The 21,990-nt window shown below is 73.9% G+C and carries 19 protein-coding genes and 1 tRNA gene; 13 read left to right on the plus strand and 7 right to left on the minus strand.

The features are described from left to right. Positions 1 to 23 precede the first annotated feature (23 nt). The 3 genes from FJQ56_RS15515 (at position 24) to FJQ56_RS15525 (ending at position 5,335) form a co-directional block, all read left to right on the plus strand. Positions 24 to 1,583, plus strand: a complete 1,560-nt coding sequence (locus FJQ56_RS15515; RefSeq protein ID WP_140010619.1) for a Y-family DNA polymerase — start codon at positions 24 to 26, stop codon at positions 1,581 to 1,583. A gap of 190 nt (positions 1,584 to 1,773) precedes the next feature. Beyond that, complete coding sequence (locus tag FJQ56_RS15520; RefSeq protein ID WP_140010505.1) at positions 1,774 to 5,169, plus strand: error-prone DNA polymerase; 3,396 nt, start codon at positions 1,774 to 1,776, stop codon at positions 5,167 to 5,169. Positions 5,170 to 5,261: 92 nt separating this feature from the next. Continuing rightward, positions 5,262 to 5,335, plus strand: a tRNA-Pro gene (locus tag FJQ56_RS15525). A 76-nt stretch (positions 5,336 to 5,411) separates the two neighbouring features. Here FJQ56_RS15525 and FJQ56_RS15530 read toward each other — a convergent pair. The 3 genes from FJQ56_RS15530 to FJQ56_RS15540 form a co-directional block, all read right to left on the minus strand. After that, on the minus strand, positions 5,412 to 5,615 hold the full coding sequence (locus tag FJQ56_RS15530; protein WP_140010506.1) for a hypothetical protein: 204 nt from the start codon (positions 5,613 to 5,615) through the stop codon (positions 5,412 to 5,414). An 88-nt stretch (positions 5,616 to 5,703) separates the two neighbouring features. Further along, positions 5,704 to 6,123: a DUF1003 domain-containing protein gene (locus FJQ56_RS15535; RefSeq protein WP_140010507.1), complete on the minus strand. Its 420-nt coding sequence runs from the start codon at positions 6,121 to 6,123 to the stop codon at positions 5,704 to 5,706. A 1-nt stretch (position 6,124) separates the two neighbouring features. Next, complete coding sequence (locus FJQ56_RS15540; protein ID WP_140010508.1) at positions 6,125 to 6,718, minus strand: hypothetical protein; 594 nt, start codon at positions 6,716 to 6,718, stop codon at positions 6,125 to 6,127. Between the two features lie 209 nt (positions 6,719 to 6,927). On the opposite strand from FJQ56_RS15540, the gene FJQ56_RS15545 reads away from it, so the two are divergent. Then, positions 6,928 to 8,559, plus strand: coding sequence for a sensor histidine kinase (locus FJQ56_RS15545; protein ID WP_140010509.1), 1,632 nt, complete (start codon positions 6,928 to 6,930; stop codon positions 8,557 to 8,559). A 40-nt stretch (positions 8,560 to 8,599) separates the two neighbouring features. Here the strand turns inward: FJQ56_RS15545 and FJQ56_RS15550 are convergent, their stop codons facing one another. Beyond that, positions 8,600 to 9,508 (minus strand): universal stress protein, encoded by a 909-nt coding sequence (locus FJQ56_RS15550; protein WP_170215428.1) that lies wholly within the window; start codon positions 9,506 to 9,508, stop codon positions 8,600 to 8,602. A gap of 154 nt (positions 9,509 to 9,662) precedes the next feature. Between FJQ56_RS15550 and FJQ56_RS15555 the strand changes: the two genes are divergently transcribed. After that, positions 9,663 to 12,074 (plus strand): phosphoketolase family protein, encoded by a 2,412-nt coding sequence (locus FJQ56_RS15555; RefSeq protein WP_140010511.1) that lies wholly within the window; start codon positions 9,663 to 9,665, stop codon positions 12,072 to 12,074. A 22-nt stretch (positions 12,075 to 12,096) separates the two neighbouring features. On the opposite strand, the gene FJQ56_RS15560 is transcribed toward FJQ56_RS15555, so the two are convergent. The 3 genes from FJQ56_RS15560 to FJQ56_RS15575 form a co-directional block, all read right to left on the minus strand. Continuing rightward, positions 12,097 to 12,597 (minus strand): pyridoxamine 5'-phosphate oxidase family protein, encoded by a 501-nt coding sequence (locus tag FJQ56_RS15560; RefSeq protein ID WP_140010512.1) that lies wholly within the window; start codon positions 12,595 to 12,597, stop codon positions 12,097 to 12,099. Between the two features lie 125 nt (positions 12,598 to 12,722). Continuing rightward, the gene (locus FJQ56_RS15570; RefSeq protein WP_140010514.1) at positions 12,723 to 13,472 is read right to left on the minus strand and encodes a hypothetical protein; all 750 of its coding nucleotides are present in this window, start codon (positions 13,470 to 13,472) and stop codon (positions 12,723 to 12,725) included. A gap of 29 nt (positions 13,473 to 13,501) precedes the next feature. Next, a complete protein-coding gene (locus FJQ56_RS15575) occupies positions 13,502 to 14,014 on the minus strand; it encodes a hypothetical protein (protein WP_140010515.1) in 513 nt (170 codons plus the stop codon). A 175-nt stretch (positions 14,015 to 14,189) separates the two neighbouring features. On the opposite strand from FJQ56_RS15575, the gene FJQ56_RS15580 reads away from it, so the two are divergent. Genes FJQ56_RS15580 through FJQ56_RS15615 form a run of 8 tightly spaced genes read left to right on the plus strand, consistent with a single transcriptional unit; the run spans position 14,190 to position 21,990 of the window. Beyond that, positions 14,190 to 15,251 carry an acetamidase/formamidase family protein gene (locus FJQ56_RS15580; protein WP_211351095.1) on the plus strand — a complete coding sequence of 354 codons (1,062 nt, stop codon included), beginning with the start codon at positions 14,190 to 14,192 and terminating at the stop codon, positions 15,249 to 15,251. Next, positions 15,248 to 16,738, plus strand: coding sequence for an AtzH-like domain-containing protein (locus tag FJQ56_RS15585; RefSeq protein WP_246084192.1), 1,491 nt, complete (start codon positions 15,248 to 15,250; stop codon positions 16,736 to 16,738). Before FJQ56_RS15580 ends, FJQ56_RS15585 begins: the two co-directional genes overlap by 4 nt. After that, positions 16,735 to 17,232, plus strand: coding sequence for a 2-oxo-4-hydroxy-4-carboxy-5-ureidoimidazoline decarboxylase (gene uraD, locus FJQ56_RS15590; protein WP_140010516.1), 498 nt, complete (start codon positions 16,735 to 16,737; stop codon positions 17,230 to 17,232). The genes FJQ56_RS15585 and uraD overlap by 4 nt, the downstream gene beginning before the upstream one ends. Then, on the plus strand, positions 17,229 to 17,630 hold the full coding sequence (gene uraH / locus FJQ56_RS15595) for a hydroxyisourate hydrolase (RefSeq protein ID WP_140010517.1): 402 nt from the start codon (positions 17,229 to 17,231) through the stop codon (positions 17,628 to 17,630). Before uraD ends, uraH begins: the two co-directional genes overlap by 4 nt. An 8-nt stretch (positions 17,631 to 17,638) precedes the next feature. Then, positions 17,639 to 18,571: a factor-independent urate hydroxylase gene (gene pucL, locus FJQ56_RS15600; RefSeq protein ID WP_140010518.1), complete on the plus strand. Its 933-nt coding sequence runs from the start codon at positions 17,639 to 17,641 to the stop codon at positions 18,569 to 18,571. Positions 18,572 to 18,629: 58 nt separating this feature from the next. Then, positions 18,630 to 19,853, plus strand: a complete 1,224-nt coding sequence (locus tag FJQ56_RS15605; RefSeq protein ID WP_211351097.1) for a pyridoxal-phosphate-dependent aminotransferase family protein — start codon at positions 18,630 to 18,632, stop codon at positions 19,851 to 19,853. After that, entirely contained in the window at positions 19,850 to 21,130 is a 1,281-nt protein-coding gene (locus tag FJQ56_RS15610; RefSeq protein ID WP_140010519.1) for an allantoate amidohydrolase, read from the plus strand. The genes FJQ56_RS15605 and FJQ56_RS15610 overlap by 4 nt, the downstream gene beginning before the upstream one ends. Further along, positions 21,127 to 21,990 (plus strand): MurR/RpiR family transcriptional regulator, encoded by an 864-nt coding sequence (locus tag FJQ56_RS15615; protein ID WP_140010520.1) that lies wholly within the window; start codon positions 21,127 to 21,129, stop codon positions 21,988 to 21,990. The genes FJQ56_RS15610 and FJQ56_RS15615 overlap by 4 nt, the downstream gene beginning before the upstream one ends.

A 21,990-nucleotide genomic window follows, 5' to 3' on the forward strand; every position in this document is an offset into this window, starting at 1 on the left:
GTGGAGGCCGTGACGTGAGGGTCATGGTGGTCTGGTGTCCCGACTGGTCGGTGGTCGCCGGGCTCGCGGAGGTGGGGAAGCCGCCGCGCACCCCGGCCGCCGTCCTGAAGGCCAACGTCGTCGAGGTCTGCAACGGGCCGGCGCGCGTCGAGGGCGTGCGTCGCGGCCACCGGCGCCGTGACGCCCAGGCGCGCTGTCCCGAGCTCGAGCTGCTGACGGCCAGCGACGACCGCGACGCGCGGGCCTTCGAGCCCGTCCTGGCCACGGTCGAGGAGCTGCGCCCCGGGGTGGCGGCGCTGCGGCCGGGGCTGCTCGCCGTCCGCGCCCCCGGCTCGTGGTTCGGCACCGAGGCCAACGCTGCGGCGACGGTCTGCCAGGCGCTGGTCGAGGCCGGGGTCTGGGACCTGCGCCTCGGCCTGGCCGACGACCTCTTCACCGCCGAGCAGGCCGCACGCACCGCCGACCTGCAGGCCTGGGAGGTCGTGCCGGAGGGGGAGTCCGCGGCGTTCCTGCGCAGCCTGCCGGTGCACGTGCTCGAGGGCGACGGACCGCAGGGGCGCGAGGCGGTCAGCCTGCTGCAACGCCTCGGCCTGACCACCCTCGGCGACCTGGCGGCGCTGCCGGGCGAGGCCGTCGAGCACCGTCTCGGCCGCTACGGCGCGTCGGTGTGGCGCCGGGCGAGGGGCGAGGACCCGGCGCTGTTCGCCGCGCGCACCCCGCCGCCCGAGCTCGAGGCCGAGGTGGTCTTCGAGCCCCCGCTCGACTCGGTCGAGGCCATCACCTTCAGCGTGCGCACGACCGCCGAGCGGTTCCTGACCCAGCTCGCCCACCACCAGCTGGTCGCGACCGGGGTGCGCATCGAGGCTGAGTCCGAGGGGGCGGTGTGCTCGCGACGCACCTGGCTGCACCCTCGCCACTTCGGCGCACGCGACCTGGTCGACCGGGTGCACTGGCAGCTGCAGTCCGGGGTCGCGGGTGCGGGGGTCAGGTCGCGCAAGGACCCCGGGTCGGTGCAGGCGCCCATCGACCGGGTGCGGTTCGTGCCCGAGGTCGTCGAGCCGGCCGCCGCGCACGGCGAGGCGCTGTGGGGCGGCGCGGCCGACGACCTCGTCGAGCGCGGGGTGGCCCGGGTGCAGGGGATGGTCGGCTTCGACGCCGTACGCCGCCCGGTGCTGCAGGGCGGTCGCAGCCCGGCCGCGCGCCAGGCGCTGGTGCCCTGGGGAGAGAAGGCGGTCGACCTGCGGCCCGTCGAGCGGCCCTGGCCGGGTCGTGTGCCGGGTCCGGCTCCGGTGCGGGTGTTCGCAGCGCCGCCGGTGGCCGAGGTGGTCGACGACGGCGGCCGGGCGGTGGCGGTGACCGAGCGCGGGGTCGTGACCTCGGCGCCGTGTCGGTTCCGGCTGGGGGCAGGACTCCTTCCGTGGCAGCCCGTCGCGGCGTGGGCCGGCCCGTGGCCGGTCGACGAGTCGTGGTGGTCGGGCGGGGCGGGGCTGTCGGCGCGGTTCCAGGTCGTGGGTGCTGACGGACGTGCGTGGTTGTTGTTGTGCGCGCCCGGTGGCTGGTCGGTGGAAGCGGGGTACGACTGATGGGCTGGATGAGCGACCGGCTGCGGTCGGGTGGTCTCGAGACGGTCGCGGGCGACCTCCTCGACCGGCGTGTGGTGGGGTCGGTCTGTTGCTGCGGTGGTCTCGAGGCTCGGCCGCGGGCGGCCTCGCACCTCGACCGACGTGGGGCCTCGCGCCTCGACCGGCGTGGGGTATTGCGGGGTGGGGGCTGATGGGCTGGAACAACCCCACGATGAAGTGGAAGGAGCTCGAGAAGCGGCTCAGCGGGCGGCCCGGGGCGGACGACGCGCCGGTGTCGCGGCGCAAGCACGCGGCGACCGAGGCACGCGCGATCGTGCGCCCGACCGGCGGGACGCCGTACGCCGAGCTGCACTGCCACAGCAACTTCAGCTTCCTCGACGGGGCCAGCTCCCCGGCCGAGCTCGTCGAGGAGGCCGTGCGGCTGGGGCTGCACGCGCTGGCGATCACCGACCACGACGGGTTCTACGGCGCCCCGATGCTGGCCGAGGCGGCCGCGGCCTACGACCTGCTGACGGTCTATGGCGCCGAGCTGAGCCTGGGGCTGAGCGCACCCCAGAACGGCGTGCCCGACCCGGAGGGCAGCCACCTGCTGGTGCTGGCCCGCGGGGTCGAGGGCTATCACCGGCTGTCCGGGGCGATCACCGAGGCCCACCTGCGTGGCGACGAGAAGGGGCGTCCCGTCTACGACCTCGACGAGCTGGGCCGGCGGGGTCGGGGCCACTGGACCGTGCTCACCGGCTGCCGCAAGGGCGCGGTGCGCCTGGCCCTCGACCGCGGCGACGAGCGTGCGGCGGGCGCGGCGCTCGACCAGCTGACCTCGTTGTTCGGGCTCGAGCACGTGCTGGTCGAGCTGTCCTCGCGCCCGGGGGCCGACGAGACCAACGCGGTGCTCGCCCGGTTGGCCGGCACCCACGGCCTCGACGTCGTCGCCTCCGGCAACGTCCACCACGCGACACCCCGGGGGCATCGGCTCGCCTCGGCCATGGCGGCGGTGCGGGCCCGGCGCAGCCTGGCCGAGCTCGACGGCTGGCTCGACCTGTCGGCCTCGGCCCACCTGCGCTCGGGCGACGAGACGGTGCACGCCCTCTCGGCGTACCCCCAGGCGGTGGCGCGGAGCGTGGCGCTGGCCGACGAGCTGGCCTTCGACCTGCGCAAGGCATCCCCGGCCCTGCCCAAGCGGCAGATCCCCGATGGGCACACGGCCGACTCCTGGCTGCGGGTGCTGGCCGAGCGCGGCTTCACCGAGCGCTACGCCGGGCTGGCCCACGAGCAGGTGGCGCGCGAGCGGATGGAGCACGAGCTGCGCGTCATCTCCGAGAAGGACTTCTCCGGCTACTTCGTGATCGTGCACGACATCGTCGCGTTCGCCCGGGAGCAGGGGATCCTCTGCCAGGGCCGGGGATCGGCCGCCAGCTCGGCTGTCTGCTTCGCCCTCGGCATCACCGCGGTCGACGCGGTCCTCTACAAGCTGCCCTTCGAGCGCTTCATCTCCGCCCACCGCGACGAGGAGCCCGACATCGACGTCGACTTCGACTCCGACCGCCGCGAGGAGGTCATCCAGTGGGTCTACGACACCTACGGCCGCCGCAACGCCGCCCAGGTCGCCAACGTCATCGCCTACCGACCGCGGATGGCGGTGCGCGACGCGGCCAAGGCGCTCGGCCACTCGCAGGGCCAGCAGGACGCGTGGTCCAAGCAGATCGACGGCTGGAAGTCGGTGGTCACCGGCGACGCCGGCGACCCGGCCGCCCACGACGTGCCCCCGGCCGTGGTCGCCCTCGCCGAGGAGCTGATGGGGGCGCCGCGCCACCTCGGCATCCACTCCGGCGGGATGGTGCTGACCGAGCGGCCGATCGGCGACGTGTGCCCGATCGAGCGCGGCCGGATGGACAAGCGCACCGTGCTGCAGTGGGACAAGGACGCCTGCGAGTCGATGGGGCTGGTCAAGTTCGACCTGCTGGGGCTGGGGATGCTCGGCGCGCTCGACCACATGATGCGGCTGGTCGCCGACCACCTGGGGGAGCGGTGGACCCTCGCGACGATGCCCAAGGAGGAGCCCGCGGTCTACGACATGCTCTGCCGCGCCGACTCGCTCGGGGTCTTCCAGGTGGAGAGCCGGGCCCAGATCGGCACCCTGCCGCGGTTGCGGCCGCGCGAGTTCTACGACCTGGCGATCGAGATCGCGCTGATCCGGCCGGGCCCGATCCAGGGCGGCGCGGTGCACCCCTACGTACGCCGCGCCACCGGCCAGGAGGAGGTCGCCTACGACCACCCCGACCTGGTGCCGGTGCTCGAGCGCACCCGCGGGGTGCCGCTGTTCCAGGAGCAGCTGATGGCGATGGCCGTCGCCCTGGGCGACTGCTCGCGCGACGACGCCGACCTGCTGCGCCGGGCGATGGGCTCCAAGCGCGGCATCGAGCGGATCGAGTCGATCAAGGCCAAGCTCTACGACGGCATGGCTCGTCGGGGGCTGACCGGCGACAAGGCCGACTCGATCTACGTCAAGATCCTGTCGTTCGCCAACTTCGGCTTCGCCGAGTCGCACGCCCTGTCCTTCGCCCTGCTGGTCTACGCCAGCTCGTGGTTCAAGCTGCACTACCCCGCGGCGTTCCTGGCCGGGCTGCTGCGCAACCAGCCGATGGGCTTCTACTCGCCGCAGTCCCTGGTCGGCGACGCCCGCCGGCACGGCGTCGACGTACGACGGCCCGACGTGGCGCTGTCGGGGGCCCAGGCCGGGCTGGAGGCCGTCGGCGCGGACGAGGTCTCCGCCACCGGGCTCGACGAGTGCTGCCGGCCGTCGTTCGAGCGGGTCGAGTGGGTGCCGGGCACACCCGACCCGGTCCCGGCCCACCGGCGCGACGGGCGGCTCGCCGTACGCCTCGGGCTCGACTCGGTGCGTGGCATCGGGCTCGACGTCGCCCGGCGCATCGTGGCGGCGCGCGAGGAGGCGCCCTTCACCGGCGTCCCCGACCTGTCGCGACGTGCCGACCTCACGCCCACCCAGCTCGAGGCGCTGGCGACCGCGGGGGCGTTCGACTCCTGGGGCATGGACCGGCGTCAGGCGCTGTGGGCGGCGGGCTTCGCCGAGAGCGCCGCCCACCTGCCCGGCACCACGCCCGCCCCGGCCGCGCCGATGCTGCCCGGCATGAGCGAGCCCGAGCTGACCCTCGCCGACCTGTGGGCGACCGGGATCTCGCCCGAGCGACACCCCGTCGAGCACCTGCGCGACGAGCTGCGCCGCGCCGGCGTCCGCTCCATCGCCGACCTCGAGACCACGGAGTCCGGGCGCCGGGTCCACGTCGGCGGCCTGATCACCCACCGCCAACGCCCCGGCACAGCCATGGGCGTCACGTTCCTCAACCTCGAGGACGAGACCGGCATGCTCAACGTCGTGTGCTCGATCGGCGTGATGAAGGTGCACCGCCAGGCCGCCCGCAACCGCGTCGCCGTCGTCATCCGCGGCACCCTGGAGCGCCACGAGGGCGTCACCAACCTGGTCGCCGACCGGGTCGAGGGCATCGACGTGGTCGTCCCGGGCGCCGGGGCGGTGCTCCAGGCACGGGCCTCGTCGCGCGACTTCCGGTGATCGACGAGGGGGTCGAGGGTGGTCGAGGGATACCGATTCCGGTCCGACCCCGACACTGCGATAAGGTTCCCAGGCCTTGCTCGCAAGGTGTTCGGGCTGTAGCGCAGCTTGGTAGCGCACCTGACTGGGGGTCAGGGGGTCGCAGGTTCAAATCCTGTCAGCCCGACCGACGACGAGAGCCTCTGACCTGGAGATCCAGGTCAGAGGCTCTCGTTCTTCGGGCGGGCGCGTGGTGCGGCCGGTCAGCGGTCCGCCGGCGACGTGTCGGACTCAGCCTCGGCCTGCCACTGCGCCCAGCTCAGCTGTTCGTCGGGGGCTGCGCCGCCGTCTCGCGCGAGGGTCTCGTCGACCAGCCGGGCCGCCTCGTCGTGGGCCGTCCCGTCCATGACGAGCTGGTAGATCATGAACTGGCGACGGGTGAAGGTGGCGCTGGCAGAATCTGGCACGCTCGGACCGTACCGATCGCGGCCGAACGGCCCCTCACCCCGTCGGGCGGCGGCGACCCCCGTCGTACGACGCTGCCGGGAGCCTGGCTCAGGACACCGTGGCGGCCGGGCCGGCGACGGTGACGCTCTCGTGGATCTCGCGCACGTGCCGCTCGATGACCCGCATCGACTCGGTGTTGCCGTGCAGCTCGAGCTCCTGGGTCAGGAAGTCGTGGTCGGCCTTGGCGCGCTGGAAGGCGGCCTGCCGGTTCTGGCCGATCATCACGAACGTGGACAGGAAGATCGCCTCCAGCGACACCACGAGGGTCAGGGTCGGCCATGGCGAGCGCTCCACGAGAAGCATCCAGACCGCGAAGGCGGCCACGTGGGCGTAGACGAAGGGCATCGACCCGGCGAACCTCGTGATCAGGTCCGCGACCCGCACCTGGACGTCGTCGGCGCGCGCGATCTCGCGGGCCACCGCCGGGTGGTGCCGGTGGGACGCCGGCGGGGTGCCCTGGTCGGCCATCTCAGCGCAGGACCGGGAAGCGCTGCACCAGCTCGGTCCGCGAGAGCCGGGCACCCAGTCCCCACGTGTCGCCGGCGGCCAGCAGGCCCAGGACGACGAGGGTGAGGGCGCCGAGGATGTGGTCGTCGAGCACCGGGTTGGTCTCCGGCGGCAGCACGACGGTCCACATCAGGAGGTAGAGGAGGACGCCGGCGGCGCAGGCCAGCCGGGTCGCGATGCCCGTGGTGAGGGCCAGGCCGATGCCGAGCAGGCCGAGCATGAAGAGGACGTCGGCCCAGGCGGCACCGGCGATCGAGTGGTAGAAGCCGTCGAACGGGCCGTCGGCGCCGAACTTGAGGAAGCCCTCGATGGGGCTGCCCCCGTTGATCCAGGCGGCGTCGCCGAACCGGTCGACGACACCGGCCTCGTCCCGGCCGGTGGAGAAGCCCAGGGCGAGGAGCTTGTCGAAGAAGGCCCACAAGAAAGTGAGACCGAAGGCGATCCGGACGACGGCGAGCGCACGGTCGGCGAGGTGGTGGTGGGCGAGGTCGTGGTGGGCGGCCGCGTGGGCGGTGGGGCCCTGGGCAGGGACGACAGGCGGGTTCAGGACGGTCATGGCGGTTCCTCGGTTCGCTAGGTGTGTTCCGAGGATCGCGCCGGCCGGCCCCTGCCGGTCAGGGCAGGAGGTCACCCGCTCCGGGACCACGGTCCCGGGTCCTCAGGCCCGACCCCGGCCGATCGCGCGGCCGACGGACTAGGTTGGGGGAGTCCCGTACCTCGACGGCCTCGGGGCGCACGTGCCACGACGTCAGGGACTCCTGGGCCATGCCCACCATCCGCGCCACCAGCTCCTCGACCCAGCCACAGCTGCGCCGCCTCCTCGAGGCCAACCGGCTCGCGGTCGAGCACCTCGACCTCACCCTCGCGCTGCGCCAGATCGTCGAGGCCGCGGTCGAGCTGGTGGGCTCGGCGTACGGCGCCATCGGGGTGCTGGGGCGCAGCGGCAGGCTCGACCAGTTCATCCACACCGGCATGGACGACGCGACCGTGGCGGCGATCGGCCCGACCCCGGACGGGCTGGGCCTGCTGGGGGCGTTGATCGAGGACCCGCGGCCAGTGCGGCTGGCGGTCCTCTCCGACGACGGGCGGTCGGTCGGGGTGCCCGCCCACCACCCGCCGATCAACAGCTTCCTGGGGGTCCCGCTCGAGGTCCGTGAGGAGATCTACGGCCACCTCTACCTGGCGGACCCCCGCATCGGTGCGTTCACGGCCGACGACCAGGTGCTGGTCGAGGCGCTCGCGACGACGGCGGGCGTCGCGATCGCTCACGCGCGGCTCTTCGAGGAGAGCACCCGTCGCGAGCAGTGGACGGCCGCCACCACCGAGATCACCCACGAGCTGCTCACCAACGACGAGGTCGACGCCCTCCAGCTGGTGGCCGACCGGGTGCTCGACCTCGCCGGGGCCAGCGTCGTCATGGTCGTGCTGGCCCACGGCCCCGAGCCGAGGACCGCGGCGCTCGTCGTGGACCGCGCGGCCGGCGCGGGCGCGGCCGAGGTGCTCGGCACCCGACTGCCGGTGGGTGACAACCTCGTCCGCCGCTCGCTGGCGACGCACCGGCCGCAGCTGGCGGAGTCCCTGCCCGGCGGCCGGCCCGCCGCGGGGCTGGGCCCGGCGATGGCCGTCCCGCTGCTGGCCGACGGCGGCGCGCGGGGAAGCCTGTTCGTGCTTCGCCACGAGGGGGATCCGCAGTTCACCGAGTTCGACCTCGACGTGGCCGCGTCCCTCGCGGGGCACGCCGCCCTCGCGCTCGATCGCACCGACGCCCGCGAGGCCCGGCTGCACCTGCGCACCCTGCGCGACCGCGACCGCATCGCGCGAGACCTCCACGACCACGTCGTGCAACGGCTCTTCGCCGCCGGGCTCACCATCCAGAGCGTCTGCGCCACCCTCGGGGCCGGCGCGGCTGCCGACCGGCTCGGCGCCCAGGTGGACGAGATCGACGCCTCCATCCGGCAGATCCGCACGACGATCTTCGCCCTCGGCACCGATGGGTCCGGTGCTTCAGGGGGGCTGCGGTCCCAGGTCCTCGGCGTCGCCGCGGCGACGGCGGTGCTGCTGCCCGGTCCCCCCGAGGTGACCTTCCACGGACCGGTCGACCTGCTCGTGCCCACCACGATGTACGACGACGCCTGCGCCGTCGTGCGTGAGGCGCTCACCAACGCCGGTCGGCACGCGGCGGCGCGCCGCGTGGAGGTCCGGGTGAGCGCCACTCCGGAGGAGCTGGTCATCGAGGTCCTCGACGACGGCCAGGGAGTCCGCGGTGATCCGGTGCGCAGCGGTCTGGCCAACCTGCGGCAGCGTGCCGAGGCCCGCGGGGGCGCGTTCACGCTGACCGCCCGCGAGGGTCCCGGGACCCGGCTGCGGTGGCAGGCGCCGATCGAGGAGGACGGCTGACCCTCGGGTCGCGTCCGTACCCCGGCGGGCCCCCCGCTCGTCACATGGCGGGAGTCAGGCCACCGGACACCAGCGCCACGTCGCACGCCGCGTGCTCGAGGACGGTGGAGACCGACCCGAAGACGAATCGGTCGATGACGCCGGCCTCGTGCGACCCCAGCACGAGCAGGTCGGCGTCTCGCGAGGCTCGCGTCAGCTGGTGCTCGCGCATCCCGCGGACCAGGACCAGCCGGTCCAGGACGTCGGGGAACTTCTCGCGCATCCCGGCGGTGGCCTCGCTGAGCAGCAGACGCTCCGCGTCGAGACCGGGGTCGGCGTCGGTCACGACGTGCTCGTCGTCGCGCCGGTGCTCGGGGTCCCACACGACGCGGAGCGCGGTGAGGGGGAGCGAGCGGAAGGAGGCCGTGCGATAGGCGTACTCGATGGCGGCCCGCGCCTGCTCGGTGTCGTCGACGTCCACGACGACCCCGCCGCGCGGAGCCGTCCCCTCGGCATGGCGCACGACGACGACCGGGCACGTGGCGTGCCGGGCGACGTGCACGCTCACCGAGCCGAGCAGGGCCGTCGCGATCGGCCTGCGACCGCGGGACCCGACCACGAGGCCGGCGGCCCGCTCGCCGAGTTCGACCAGCGCTAGGCGCGGGTCGCCGGTCGACAGGACCTGGTGCACCTCGAGCCCGGGGGCGCGTCGTACGGCGCGGCGCTCGGCGTTGTCGAGGAGACCGTGCCCGGCGACCTTGATGCTCTCCATCATGGCGCCGACGTCGACCCCCGGCTGCCCGAGCCAGAGGGCGTCACCGCCGGTCGTGAGGCGTCCGGAGTAGACGATCGTCAGGGGTCGGTGCTCCAGGGCGGCCTGGTCGACCGCCCACTCGAGGGCCTGGTCGGCACCGGCCGAGCCGTCGATGCCGACGACGATGGATCCTGCGGGCGGGGTCGTGGAGGTCATGGACCCACCGTGCGTCCGCGACCAGGTCGGCGCCACCGCCATGGGTCCCGAGGCACCGGGCCCAACGGTGTACGCCGGGGCCCGGGACGTTGGTCCCGGACCTGGGGGCGTTGGCCCGGTGCGGTGGTGGCCCCGGGGTCCCGACGATCGGGGTATGACGTCTGCCCCCGCAGTGCCCCAGAGCGCCACGCCCGACCTCGACGACCACCTCGACGTCCACCTCGAGGACGAGGAGGTCGCGGTCGTCGACGCGTGGTGGCGCGCGGCGATGTACCTCACCGTCGCGCAGATCTACCTGGGCGACAACGCGCTGCTGCGCGAGCCGCTGCGCGTCGAGCACATCAAGCCGCGGCTCCTGGGGCACTGGGGGACCAGCCCGGGGCTCGCGTTCGTCTACGCCCACGTGTCGCGGCTGATCCGCCGTACGGGCCAGGAGGCGATCTACCTCGCCGGCCCGGGCCACGGCGGACCTGCCCTGGTGGCGGCATCGTGGCTGGAGGGCAGCTACTCCGAGATCTACCCACGGGTCTCGCGTGACGCTGCGGGTGCCCAGCGCCTGGTGCGGCAGTTCTCCACCCCCGGCGGGATCCCCAGCCACGTCTCGGTGACGACGCCCGGGTCGATCCACGAGGGCGGCGAGCTGGGCTACGTGCTGGTGCACGCGTTCGGGGCCGTGATGGACAACCCCGACCTGCTGGCGCTGGCGGTGGTCGGCGACGGCGAGGCCGAGACCGGGCCGCTCGAGGGGTCGTGGAAAGGCATCTCGTTCCTCAACCCGCAGCGCGACGGGGCGGTGCTGCCGGTGCTGCACCTCAACGACGCCAAGATCAGCGGGCCCACCGTGCTGGGGCGCAAGGACCCGGCCGAGGTGCGCGCGCTGCTCACCGGTCACGGCTACGAGGTCGTCGAGGTCTCGGGGTCCGACCTGCCGGGGATGCACCACCGGTTCGCCGCCGCCCTCGAGCACTGCTGGACGAGGATCCGGTCGATCCAGGACGACGCGCGCTCCGGCGGCTGGGACGGCTCGCGGCCGCGGTGGCCGATGATCGTGCTGCGCAGCCCCAAGGGCTGGACGGGGCCCCACGAGGTCGACGGCGTCCGAGTCGAGGGGACCTTCCGGTCCCACCAGGTGCCGCTGTCGGGGGTCCGCGAGAACCCGGCGCACCTCGCGCTCCTCGAGCAGTGGCTGCGCTCCTACCGGCCCGAGGAGCTCTTCGACGCCGATGGTGCTCCGACCACCGGGGCCAACGACCCGGTCGGGGCGCTGCGGATGAGTGCGACCCCGGCGGCGGGCACCGGCCTGCCGTCGGCCGACCTGGTGCTGCGGGACTTCCGCGACCACGCCGTGGACGTCACGTCCCCCGGCGCGGCACAGGAGGAGTCGACCCGTCGCCTGGGGCGGATGCTGCGCGACGTCTACGTCGACAACCCGACGAGCTTCCGGCTGTTCTGTCCCGACGAGACCAGGAGCAACCGGCTCGGCGACGTCCTCGACGTGTCCGACCGCGCCTTCATGGAGGCCGTGGTCGACGGCGACGAGCAGGTCTCCCGCGACGGCCGGGTGATGGAGGTGCTGTCCGAGCACAACTGCCACGGCTGGCTCGAGGGCTACACGCTCACCGGCCGGCACGGTCTGTTCGCGACGTACGAGGCCTTCGCGATGGTGAGCGCCTCCCAGACGGTCCAGCACAGCAAGTGGCTCGAGGAGTCGCTCGCCCTGTCGTGGCGCGCCCCGGTCCCGAGCCTCAACGTCCTGCTGACCTCGACCGCGTGGCGCAACGACCACAACGGCTTCTCCCACCAGGGCCCGGGGCTGATCCAGGTGATGCTCACCCACCGTGCCGAGGTGACCCGCGTGTACCTGCCGCCGGACGCCAACTGCCTGCTCTCGGTCGCCGACCACGTGCTCCGCTCACGCTCCTACGTCAACCTGGTCGTGATCGACAAGCAGCCCCAGCTGCAGTACCTCGACATCGAGGCGGCCGCCGCCCACTGTGCGGCCGGCGCCGGGATCTGGGACTGGGCCGGCAACGACGACGGCTCCGAGCAGCCCGACGTGGTCCTGGCCTGCGCCGGCGACACCCCGACGCTCGAGACGGTCGCCGCCGCGCAGATCCTGCGCGAGCGGCTGCCCGCACTGCGGACCCGCGTCGTCAACGTGGTGGACCTGATGGGCCTGGTCCGTCCCAGCGACCACCCGCACGGCATGCCGGACACGTTCTTCCGCGAGCTGTTCACCGACGACGCCGACGTCGTCTTCGCCTTCCACGGCTTCCCGGGGGCGATCCACCAGCTCGTGCACGGCCGGCCCGACCCGGGGCGCTTCCACGTGCGCGGCTTCGTCGAGCAGGGCACCACGACCACGCCGTTCGACATGACCGTGCTCAACCGGCTGTCGCGCTACCACCTCGTCATCGACGCGCTGCACAACGCGCGGACGACGCCGCAGGGCGCCCAGGAGCTCGAGGACTGGTGCACGGCCAAGCTGGCCGAGCACCACGCCTACGTGCGCCTGCACATGGAGGACCTGCCCGAGATCCGGGAGTGGCGGGTCGGCGGGGCCTGAGCCCCGCGGCGACCCGCCGGGCTCACCGGTGGCGCTGGACCGAGCCGGGGCCGGACCGGTCGGCCTCGCCGAGGTCGGCGTGGCGCAGGGTGCGGCCGGTGACGGACTCCGGGGTCAGGCAGAACACCATCGAGCGGGTCCCGTCGGGCCAGGGCGCCGGGTCGGGCAGCCCGGCCGGGGCACCGGGGTGCTCGCCGATCGCGTGCTCCGCGCGACCGCGGACCAGGACGCTCCACCCGGTGTGGTCGTGCTCGTCGGCGTGGTCGACCGCGAACGCCGCGCGCTGGCCGGGCAGGTGGATGGCCAGCTCGCTGTAGGACGTCGTCCGCAGCCAGATCAGCCCGTCGAGGGCCAGGTAGTTGAACGGCAGGATGGTGGGGCCGCCGTCGACGACGTACGCGATCCGACCCAGGGAGTGGGCCGTGAGGTGGTCCCAGCACTCCGGCTCGGTGAGCTCGCCCAGCAGACCGTCGGAGCGGGCGGAGCGGGCGGGGCGGGCGGGGCTGGCGGACCTGGGTGTCATGGTGGCTCCTCGTCGTCGGGGACGGGCGGCGCCCGGCCGTCTCGTCCAGTGCACGGCAGGGCGCTGCGGGCCGGTAGGGGCGAAGGTCGCGTCCGTCGGGACCTGGAGCCCGCCGACCCGCACCACTAGTCGGACGAGGCCAGGAGCTGCGTCCACGAGGCGGGGTCGTCCAGCAGCGCCAGCAGGCGCTGACGGACCGGGTCGCCTGGATCGTCACCCTTCGCGGACGCGTGTCGTGCGTCCAGCAGGGTGTCGACGAGCTCGCGGCTGCCCGTGCGCGACGCGGCCTCGCCGATGCGCGTGAAGCCGTGGCGGTAGAAGCCGGGTCCGTCCGCGAGCGCCGAGGCAGCGCCCCGAAGCTGCAGCTCGCGGCGCAGGTCGAGGAGCACCACCGCATCCTGCGCCCACCCGGGAAGGCCGTGGAACCGAGCCGACTGCGGGAAGTCGGCCGGTTGGGAGGGACGGACGAACCAGATGAACGACAGTGCCTCCCACGGGTCGTCGATCTCGCGCAGCGCCGTGGCGGTCAGCTCGAGCCGGTCGCCCCGCACGACGCGATGCAGCCCGAGCACGTCGTCGGTCTCGTCGACACGGTCGAGCATCGACGCGAGGGACGTCTGCAGGGCTCGGGCCCGTGGTGACACGGGAACGCCGTCCGCCGCCGACTCCTTGGTGCGGTTGCGTCGGCGGATCGCCAGGTAGGCGGCGCCGACCGCGAACGGTGCGAGGACGCTCAGTCCCGCGGCGACAGCGACGACGACGCCGCCGACCTGCGAGAAGCGGTGGTCACCGGTCGTCACGACGACGATCGCGATGACGCCGGCCGCCGTCAGGAGCCAGCCGCCGGCTCCCTGTGCGGAACGTCGCAGACTCATTGCGGCCTCATTGCTGACTCACGTCGGGCTCACCGCGGCGCGGTGAACGACCAGAGGTGGTCGACGCCGCCCGTGACCGCGACGACCGCGACGTCCTGCGTCAGGTCGGAACGGTCGAACAGCTGGGTCGCGCAGGCGCCGACGCCGAACCGCTCCTGGAACCACTGGGACAGCGGGCGCGAGCTCATGCCCTGCCAGTGGAAGAACGGACCCTGCTTCTTGTCGCGTGCCTTGTAGGTCGCCTTCTCGTCGGCCTGGATCAGGTCGACGGGCACGGCGCCCTGGACCGCGGCCTCGACGGCAGCGAGATCGGGCGTGGTCGCCGTCGGATCCCAGAACAGCCGGATCACGAAGCCGGTTCCCTTGCCACCGGGAGCCTGGACCCCGCGATACGTGCCGACGTACCGGTGGTCGGCCTGGCTCCACAGCTCGAAGGCGGTCTTGGCCTTCTTCTTGGCCCCCATGACCTGGGACTCGTCGCACAAGGCGAGGAACCCCTCGGGGGAGGTCAGACGGGCAGCGATCTGAGCATGGTCGACCACGGGAAAATCCTTCTCTCGCCAACAGAACGGGGACGAGCATAGGGCGACGCGGGGTCGGTGCCCCGTCGACCCGGAGATCGTTCCCGCGGCGTTCACCTGCGGCTGTCGTCCGTCGCTCGACGCGATCAGGCCTGCGTGGAACATCGCTGAAACAGTTGTTCCGTAGGGTCGCGGCGTGATCGCGCTGCAGCCAGGGGCCGGACCGATCCGGTCGGCGACCTACCTGCCGAGCGGGCCCGACACCGTGCTCTGGGGTCGGCTGCCCTGCGGTGCGGACGAGCCGGTGCTGACGGTGGCTCCCGGCACCGAGGTCACCTTCGACACGATCAGCCACGAGGGGATCCTCGAGGACCAGGGCCGCGACCCCCGCCGCTTCTTCGAGCAGTACGGCGCCCCTGACGTCCTCGACGACGCGGTCGCGGTCGCGGCGTCCGACCTCGAGCGGACCTTCGGCGTCGACGGCCCGCACGTGGTGTCGCGGCCGGTGGCCGTCGAGGGGGCCCGCGTCGGCGACCTGCTCGCGATGACGGTGCTCGAGACCCTGCCGCGGGTGCCCTACGGCGTGATCTCCAACCGGCACGGGCGCGGCGCGCTGCCGGGGGAGTACCCGCTGGCCGGCGAGGTGTTCAGCGCCTTCGCCTCGGTGTCCGACGACGGCGACCACGGGCTGATCCCGCTGGTCCCCGGGGGCGAGCCCTCGGTGCGGTTCCCGCTCGCGCCCTTCCTGGGGATCATGGGCGTCGCGGTCGCCGGCGACCAGCGCCCGCACTCGGTGCCGCCCGGGCCCCACGGCGGCAACATCGACATCAACCTGCTCACCGTCGGCAGCACGCTCTACCTGCCGGTGCAGGTCGACGGCGGGCTCGCCTACGTCGGCGACCCCCACTTCGCCCAGGGCGACGGGGAGGTCGCGCTGACCGCGATGGAGGCCAGCCTGCGCGCGACCGTCCGGCTCGACGTCGTGCCGCGCGAAGACGCCGTACGACGGTTCGGCGAGCTGGCCGGGCCGCTCGCCGAGACGTCCGACCACCTGGTGCCGACCGGGCTCGACGCCGACCTCGACGTCGCGGTGCAGAACTGCGTGCGCGCCGCGATCGCCCTGCTCCAGGCGCGGTTCGGCATGGACCCGGCCCTGGCCTACGCCTACCTCTCGGCCGCGACCGACTTCCGGATCTCGCAGGTCGTCGACCAGGTCAAGGGCGTGCACGCCACGATCCGCAAGGCGGACTTCTCGTGAGCGGGCTGCCCGACGGCCTGATGGACGCGTTCTGGGACTACGAGCGCGCGCTGATGGCCGACGACCTCGAGGCGATGGACCGGCTCTTCGCTCCCGGCTCGCAGACCCTGCGCGGCGACGCCGACGGACTCGTCGTCGGGCACGACGCGATCGCCGCGTTCCGTCGTACGCGGGTCGCCCCGCCGCCGCGCACGATCGTCGAGACCCACGTGCAGGCCGTCGACGACGACCACGCGCTGGTCGTCGCGGTCACCGCACCCGCCAAGGGCGGCCGTGGGCAGCAGACCCAGCTCTGGCGCCGTGGCCCCACGGGCTGGCAGGTGACCGCCGCGCACGTCGCGATCCCGGCCCCGCCGCTCGACGGCCGGGTCTGGCGGGTCGTCGGCGACCCGCTGCTCCCCGGCGGGCCCGGCCCGCTCTCGGGCGAGTCCGTCGCCGTCAAGGACCTGTACGCCGTCGCCGGCCACCGGGTCGGCGCGGGCAACCCGACGTGGCTGGCCGAGGCCGCCGTCGAGACCGATCACGCCGACGCCGTCGCGCGGCTGCTGGCCGCCGGCGCCGCGGTGCGCGGGATCAGCCGCACCGACGAGCTCGCCTACTCCCTCGCCGGCACCAACGCCCACCACGGCACCGCCCCCAACCCGGCTGCGCCCGGCCGGATCCCGGGCGGCTCGTCGTCCGGGTCGGCCGCCGCGGTCGCGCTCGGCCACGCGAGCATCGGCCTCGGCACCGACACCGGCGGGTCGGTCCGGGTGCCGGCGTCCTACCAGGGCCTGTGGGGCCTGCGCACCACGCACGACGCCGTCCCCCGCGCGGGGCTGCTGCCGCTCGCCCCGAGCTTCGACACCGTGGGCTGGTTCGCCCGCACCCCCGACCTGCTGGCCCGCGTGGGCGACGTGCTCCTGCCGCCGGCTGCGGCCGACCCGACCACGGGGTCCGACCTCGTCGTCGTACCGGCCCTGCTGGAGCTCGCCGACCCCGACGTGCGCGAGGCGGTGCGGGCCTACGCCGACGACCGCGGCGCGCTCGTCGAGGACTGGCCGCTCGACGACCTTGCCGACTGGCGGATCGCCTTCACGCAGTGGCAGGCCTGGGAGGCCTGGCGGGCCCACGGCGACTGGCTGCGCGAACGGCTCGACTGCCTCGGCGCTGACGTGCGCGGCCGGTTCAGGATGGCCGCGGGCATCTCCGCCGAGGTCGCTGACGGAGCCCGAGCGGTCGGCCTCGCCGCCCGTGCGAGGATCCGCGACCTCGTCGCCGACCGGGTGCTCGTGCTGCCGTCGGCGTCGTCGGTCGCCCCGCTGCTCGGCTCCGACCTCGCCGCGGTCCGTGAGGCGACCCTGCGGCTGACCTGCCTGGCCGGGCTGGCCGGCCTCCCCGGCCTCAACGTCCCCCTCACCACGGCCGACGGGCTGCCGGCCGGGGCCTGCCTGGTCGCCGCCGCCGGCCGCGACCGCGACCTGCTCGAGATCGGACGCCGGGGATGAGCACGCTCACCGACTTCAACGCCGAGAGCCACGACGACGCGGTCGCCCGCCTCGCGCCGTGCGTCGCGATCGGCCGGTGGGCCGAGGACCTCGCCACCGGCCGCCCGTACGACGACGTCGCGGCGGTCGTCGCCGCGTCGCAGGCCCACGCGGCCACCTGGACGCCGTCCGAGGTCGAGACCGCCCTGGCCGGCCACCCCCGGATCGGGGAGCGGCCGACCGCCCCCGGCGCGCAGGCGGTGATGTCGAGCCGCGAGCAGGCGGGCGTCGACCGGTCCGACGCCGACGTGCTCGAGCGGCTGCGTGACGGCAATGCCCGCTACGAGGAGCGCTTCGACCGCATCTACCTCGTGCGCGCCGCCGGGCGCAGCGCCGAGGAGATGCTCGACCTCCTCGAGGAGCGGCTGACCCACGACCCGGCCACCGAGATCGAGGTGACCCGCGGCCAGCTCGCCGAGATCACCGCGCTGCGGGTGCAGGATCTCCTGTCATGAGCCCGCCGACCACCCCGCCGACCACCCCGCCGACCACCCCGCCGACCACCCCGCCGACCACCCCGCCGACCACCCCGCCGACCACGACGCTCAGCACGCACGTCCTCGACTCCGCGCTCGGTGCCCCCGCAGCCGGGGTCGCCGTCACGCTCGGCGCTCCCGACGGCACGACCACGCCGGCGGCCACCGACGCCGACGGACGGGTGCGCTTCGAGGCGCCCGTCACGGGCGGCGCCCACACCCTCACCTTCGCGACCGGCGACTGGTTCGCGGCCGCCGGCCGTCCGACGTTCTACCCCGAGGTCGTGCTGACGTTCTCCGTCGACGCGACCGAGGAGCACTACCACGTGGCCCTGCTGCTGGGCCCGTTCTCCTACACCACCTACCGCGGGAGCTGACCCACCACATGGCGACTGGCGACATCGTGCTCGGACCGAACCAGTACGGGAAGGCGGAGTGCCGGCTGGTCCGGATCACCCGCGACCCCGACGCAGCGGGCGACGCCACGCGTCACGGCATCGAGGACCTCAACGTCACCTCCCAGCTGCGAGGCGACTTCGAGGCCTGCCACACCGAGGGCGACAACAGCCAGGTCGTGGCCACCGACACCCAGAAGAACACCGTCTACGCGTTCGCGAAGGAGCACGGCGTCCACTCGCCGGAGCAGTTCCTGACGACGCTGGGCGAGCACTTCGTGGGGGAGTTCCCGTGGGTGCACGGGGGCCGCTGGGAGGCCGAGCAGTACACCTGGGACCGGATCGTCGCCGACGGCGACCCGCACGACCACGCGTTCGTCCGCGCCGGCCGCGAGACCCGCACCTGCGTGGTGCAGCGCGACGGCGACGAGCTCTTCGTGGTCAGCGGGCTCAAGGACTGCACCGTGCTCAAGTCGACCGGCTCGGAGTTCCACGGCTTCCCACGTGATCGCTACACGACGCTCGGCGATACGACCGACCGGATCCTGGCGACCAGCGTCAGCGCGGCGTGGCGCTACACGCCCGCGGCGGTGGCGTCCGGTCTCGACTACAACGCGCTGTATGCCGACGTCCGCGACCTCCTGCTCGAGGCGTTCGCCCAGCTGCACTCGCTGGCCCTGCAGCAGTCGATCTTCGCGATGGGCAAGGCCGTGCTCGAGCAGGTCGAGGAGGTCGCCGAGATCAAGCTGTCGTGCCCCAACAAGCACCACTTCCTCGTCGACCTGGCGCCGTTCGGGCTGGACAACGACCACGAGGTCTTCTTCGCCGCCGACCGTCCCTACGGGCTGATCCAGGCCACGGTGCAACGGGAGGGCACGCCGGCCGAGCCGCGGGCCTGGGCGAGCATCCCCGGCTTCGCCTGATCCCGCCCCGTTCGGCGAACGAAACCCCTGCGAAACGAATGTTTCATAGGGTGGCGACATGACCGTCCCGCCGATCGACCCGCCGCCCCGGCTGCTGATGGGCCCCGGCCCGATCAACGCCGACCCGCGCGTCCTGCGCGCGATGTCGGCGCCGCTGGTCGGTCAGTTCGACCCGGTGATGACGACGTACATGAACCAGGTGATGGAGCTCTACCGCGGCGTCTTCCGCACCACCAACGAGCACACCCTGCTGGTCGACGGCACCGCGCGCGCCGGCATCGAGGCGGCCCTCGTCTCGTTGGTGGAGCCGGGCGACCGGGTGCTGGTGCCGGTGTTCGGTCGGTTCGGGCACCTGCTCACCGAGATCGCCGAGCGCTGCGGCGCCGAGGTGCACACGATCGAGGTGCCGTGGGGCGAGGTGTTCACCCCCGAGCAGGTCGAGGCCGCCGTCGTCGCCGTACGACCCGCGCTGGTCGCGGTGGTGCAGGGGGACACCTCGACCACGATGTGCCAGCCGCTGGCCGACCTCGGCGAGATCTGCCGGCGCCACGACGTGCTGCTCTACTGCGACGCGACGGCCTCCCTGGGCGGCAACGCGTTCGAGACCGACGGCTGGGGCATCGACCTGGTCACCGCCGGGCTGCAGAAGTGCCTCGGCGGCCCGTCGGGCAGCGCGCCGACGACCATCTCGCCGCGCGCGCTCGCCGTCATCGACGCGCGCCGGCACGTCGAGGCCGGCATCCGCGACTCGGTCGACGTGGCGCGCGAGGGCAGCGGCACGCCGATCCGCTCCAACTACCTCGACCTCGCGCAGATCATGGACTACTGGGGCCCGCGCCGGCTCAACCACCACACCGAGGCCACCTCGATGCTCTACGCCGCCCACGAGTGCGCCCGGCTGCTCGTCGAGGAGGGTCTCGACGAGGCGGTCGCCCGCCACGACCTCCACGGGCGCGCGATGCTCGCGGGCGTGCAGGGTCTGGGGCTGCGGGTCTTCGGCGACGTCGCTCACAAGATGACCAACGTCGTGGCGGTCGAGATCCCCGCAGGGGTCGACGGCGACGGCGTACGCACCCGGCTGCTCGAGGACCACGACATCGAGATCGGGACGTCGTTCGGGCCCCTGCACGGCAGGGTGTGGCGGATCGGGACGATGGGCTTCAACGCCCGACGCGCACCGGTGCTGACGACGCTCGCGGCGCTCGAGCAGGTGCTGAGGGGAGCCGGCGCCGAGGTCACCGCCGGCGGCGGCGTGGGCGCGGCCCTCGAGGTCTACGCATGAGCACCGACGCGGGCACGGGCGCGGGCACGGGCGCCGCCGAGGTCCTGGCGCGCTGCGCCCGGCTCGACACCTTCTCGGCCCACCCGCGCCACCTCGAGCGCACCCACCTCACGCCCGAGCACGCGCAGGCCAACGCCCAGGTGGCCCGGTGGCTCGAGCGGGCCGGGCTCGAGACGTGGCAGGACGCCGCGGGCAACCAGTGGGGCCGGGTCGAGGGCCGTACGCCGGGGCTGCCCGCCCTGGTGCTCGGCTCGCACCTCGACACCGTGCCCGACGCCGGCAGCTTCGACGGGATGCTCGGCGTGGTGATGGCGATCGCCGTGGTCGAGCGGTTGCGCGGGCGCGTCGGCGACCTGCCGTTCGCGCTCGAGGTCGTGGCCTTCAGCGACGAGGAGGGTGCGCGCTTCGGCAAGGCCCTGCTCGGCAGCCAGGCCGTGGCCGGCACCTGGGACGACGACTGGTGGGAGCTGCGCGACCGCACGGGCACGACGCTCCACCAGGCGTTCACCGCCTTCGGCCTCGACCCGCGCCGCGTCGGTGAGGCGGCCCGTCGGCCCGAGGACCTCGTCGGCTACCTCGAGGCCCACATCGAGCAGGGCCCGCACCTCGAGGCCGCCGACGCCTCGCTCGGCTACGTCACGACCATCGCCGGTGCGCGGCGCTTCCGGCTGGCGGTGGTCGGGGAGGCCAGGCACGCCGGCGGGACGCCGTACTCACGCCGGCACGACGCGCTGACCGGCGCCAGCGAGGCGATCCTGGCCGTCGAGCGCCTCGGGCGGGCCTCGCAGGGCGTCGCCACGGTGGGCCGGATCGAGGTCACGCCCGGCGCGGTCAACGTCGTGCCGGGCCGCGCCGACTTCAGCCTCGACGTACGCGCGGCGACCGACGCGTCCCGCGACGCGCTGTGGGAGGCGATCCACGCCGAGATCGTCGCGGCGTGCGACGCCCGCGACCTGCGGCTCGAGGTCGTCGAGACCCACACCGCACCGGCCGCGCCGTGCGCCGCCTGGCTGCAGGCGGCCGTCGTCGACGGCATCCGCGCCACCGGTGACCACGACCCGATGGGTCTGTGGAGCCCTGCCGGCCACGACGCCATGGCGATGGCCGCGGTCGCCGACATCGCGATGCTCTTCGTGCGCTGCCACGACGGCATCAGCCACCACCCGGACGAGGCCGTCCGCGAGATCGACGTCGCCCGCGGCCTCGACGCCCTCGAGCACGCCGTCCTCGCGGTCCGCACCGCCGTCGAGGCGCGGCCCTCGGTGCCCGCGTCATGACGAGGGAGCCGGCCGGGGAGAGGACCGGTGGGACGCAGGAGGAGACCTCCGGTGAGCGGATCGACCAGCGCATCGCGCGGCAGCACGACTCGCTCTCGCCCCAGGAGCGGCGTGCCGCGGAGACGTTGCTCGAGCACCTCGACGACCTCGCGACCTACCGGGCCGCCGAGCTGGCCACGCTGGCCGACGTCTCCAAGGCCACGATGAGCCGACTCTTCCGCAGCCTGGGCTTCGCCGACTTCGACGAGGTCCGCATGCACCTGCGCGAGCTGCGGGTGGCGGGGGAGCCCGTGCCCCTCGACGGCGGACCCGACCTCGCGACGCACGCCGCGCACGAGGCCGAGCTGGTGCGGTGCGCGCTGGCCCAGGAGGGCATCGGACCCGCCGTGGACCTGCTCGCCGAGGCCCAGCACGTCGCGGTCGTCGGCTGGCGCAACAGCTATCCCGTCGCGCTCCACCTGCGCCAGCAGCTCGCCCAGACCCGCCCGCACGTGCGGCTCGCCCCGCAGCCCGGCCAGCTCCTCGGCGAGGAGCTGGCCGACCTCGGCCCCGGCGACACCGTGGTCGTCGTCGGGTTCCGGCGGCGACCGGCGGGGTTCGGGGCCGCGCTCGCCGAGACCGCGGCCACCGGCGCCGACGTCGTCCTCCTCGGTGACCGCACGGCCCGTCCGCACGCCCACCTGGCGGCGGTCTGGCTCGAGTGCTCCATCCAGGGACGCCTGGCCTTCGACAGCTACGCCGCCGCGATGAGCCTCGTCGGGGTGCTGGCCGACGGGGTGCTGTCCCGTGGCGGCCGCACGGCCCGCGAGCGTGTCAACAGCATCAGCGCCACCTACGAGCGCCTCGGCGAGGTGGAGTAG

The organism is Nocardioides plantarum (assembly GCF_006346395.1).
In the GTDB taxonomy this organism is placed as follows: domain Bacteria; phylum Actinomycetota; class Actinomycetes; order Propionibacteriales; family Nocardioidaceae; genus Nocardioides; species Nocardioides plantarum.

Coding starts and splice junctions, on each gene's coding strand:
- FJQ56_RS15515 (WP_140010619.1), top strand. CDS start 24: ATGGTGGTCTGGTGTCCCGACTGGTCGGTGGTCGCCGGGCTCGCGGAG.
- FJQ56_RS15520 (WP_140010505.1), top strand. CDS start 1,774: ATGGGCTGGAACAACCCCACGATGAAGTGGAAGGAGCTCGAGAAGCGG.
- FJQ56_RS15535 (WP_140010507.1), bottom strand. CDS start 6,123: ATGGCCGACCAGGGCACCCCGCCGGCGTCCCACCGGCACCACCCGGCG.
- FJQ56_RS15540 (WP_140010508.1), bottom strand. CDS start 6,718: ATGACCGTCCTGAACCCGCCTGTCGTCCCTGCCCAGGGCCCCACCGCC.
- FJQ56_RS15545 (WP_140010509.1), top strand. CDS start 6,928: ATGCCCACCATCCGCGCCACCAGCTCCTCGACCCAGCCACAGCTGCGC.
- FJQ56_RS15550 (WP_170215428.1), bottom strand. CDS start 9,508: ATGACCTCCACGACCCCGCCCGCAGGATCCATCGTCGTCGGCATCGAC.
- FJQ56_RS15555 (WP_140010511.1), top strand. CDS start 9,663: ATGACGTCTGCCCCCGCAGTGCCCCAGAGCGCCACGCCCGACCTCGAC.
- FJQ56_RS15560 (WP_140010512.1), bottom strand. CDS start 12,597: ATGACACCCAGGTCCGCCAGCCCCGCCCGCCCCGCCCGCTCCGCCCGC.
- FJQ56_RS15570 (WP_140010514.1), bottom strand. CDS start 13,472: ATGAGTCTGCGACGTTCCGCACAGGGAGCCGGCGGCTGGCTCCTGACG.
- uraD (WP_140010516.1), top strand. CDS start 16,735: ATGAGCACGCTCACCGACTTCAACGCCGAGAGCCACGACGACGCGGTC.
- uraH (WP_140010517.1), top strand. CDS start 17,229: ATGAGCCCGCCGACCACCCCGCCGACCACCCCGCCGACCACCCCGCCG.
- pucL (WP_140010518.1), top strand. CDS start 17,639: ATGGCGACTGGCGACATCGTGCTCGGACCGAACCAGTACGGGAAGGCG.
- FJQ56_RS15605 (WP_211351097.1), top strand. CDS start 18,630: ATGACCGTCCCGCCGATCGACCCGCCGCCCCGGCTGCTGATGGGCCCC.
- FJQ56_RS15610 (WP_140010519.1), top strand. CDS start 19,850: ATGAGCACCGACGCGGGCACGGGCGCGGGCACGGGCGCCGCCGAGGTC.
- FJQ56_RS15615 (WP_140010520.1), top strand. CDS start 21,127: ATGACGAGGGAGCCGGCCGGGGAGAGGACCGGTGGGACGCAGGAGGAG.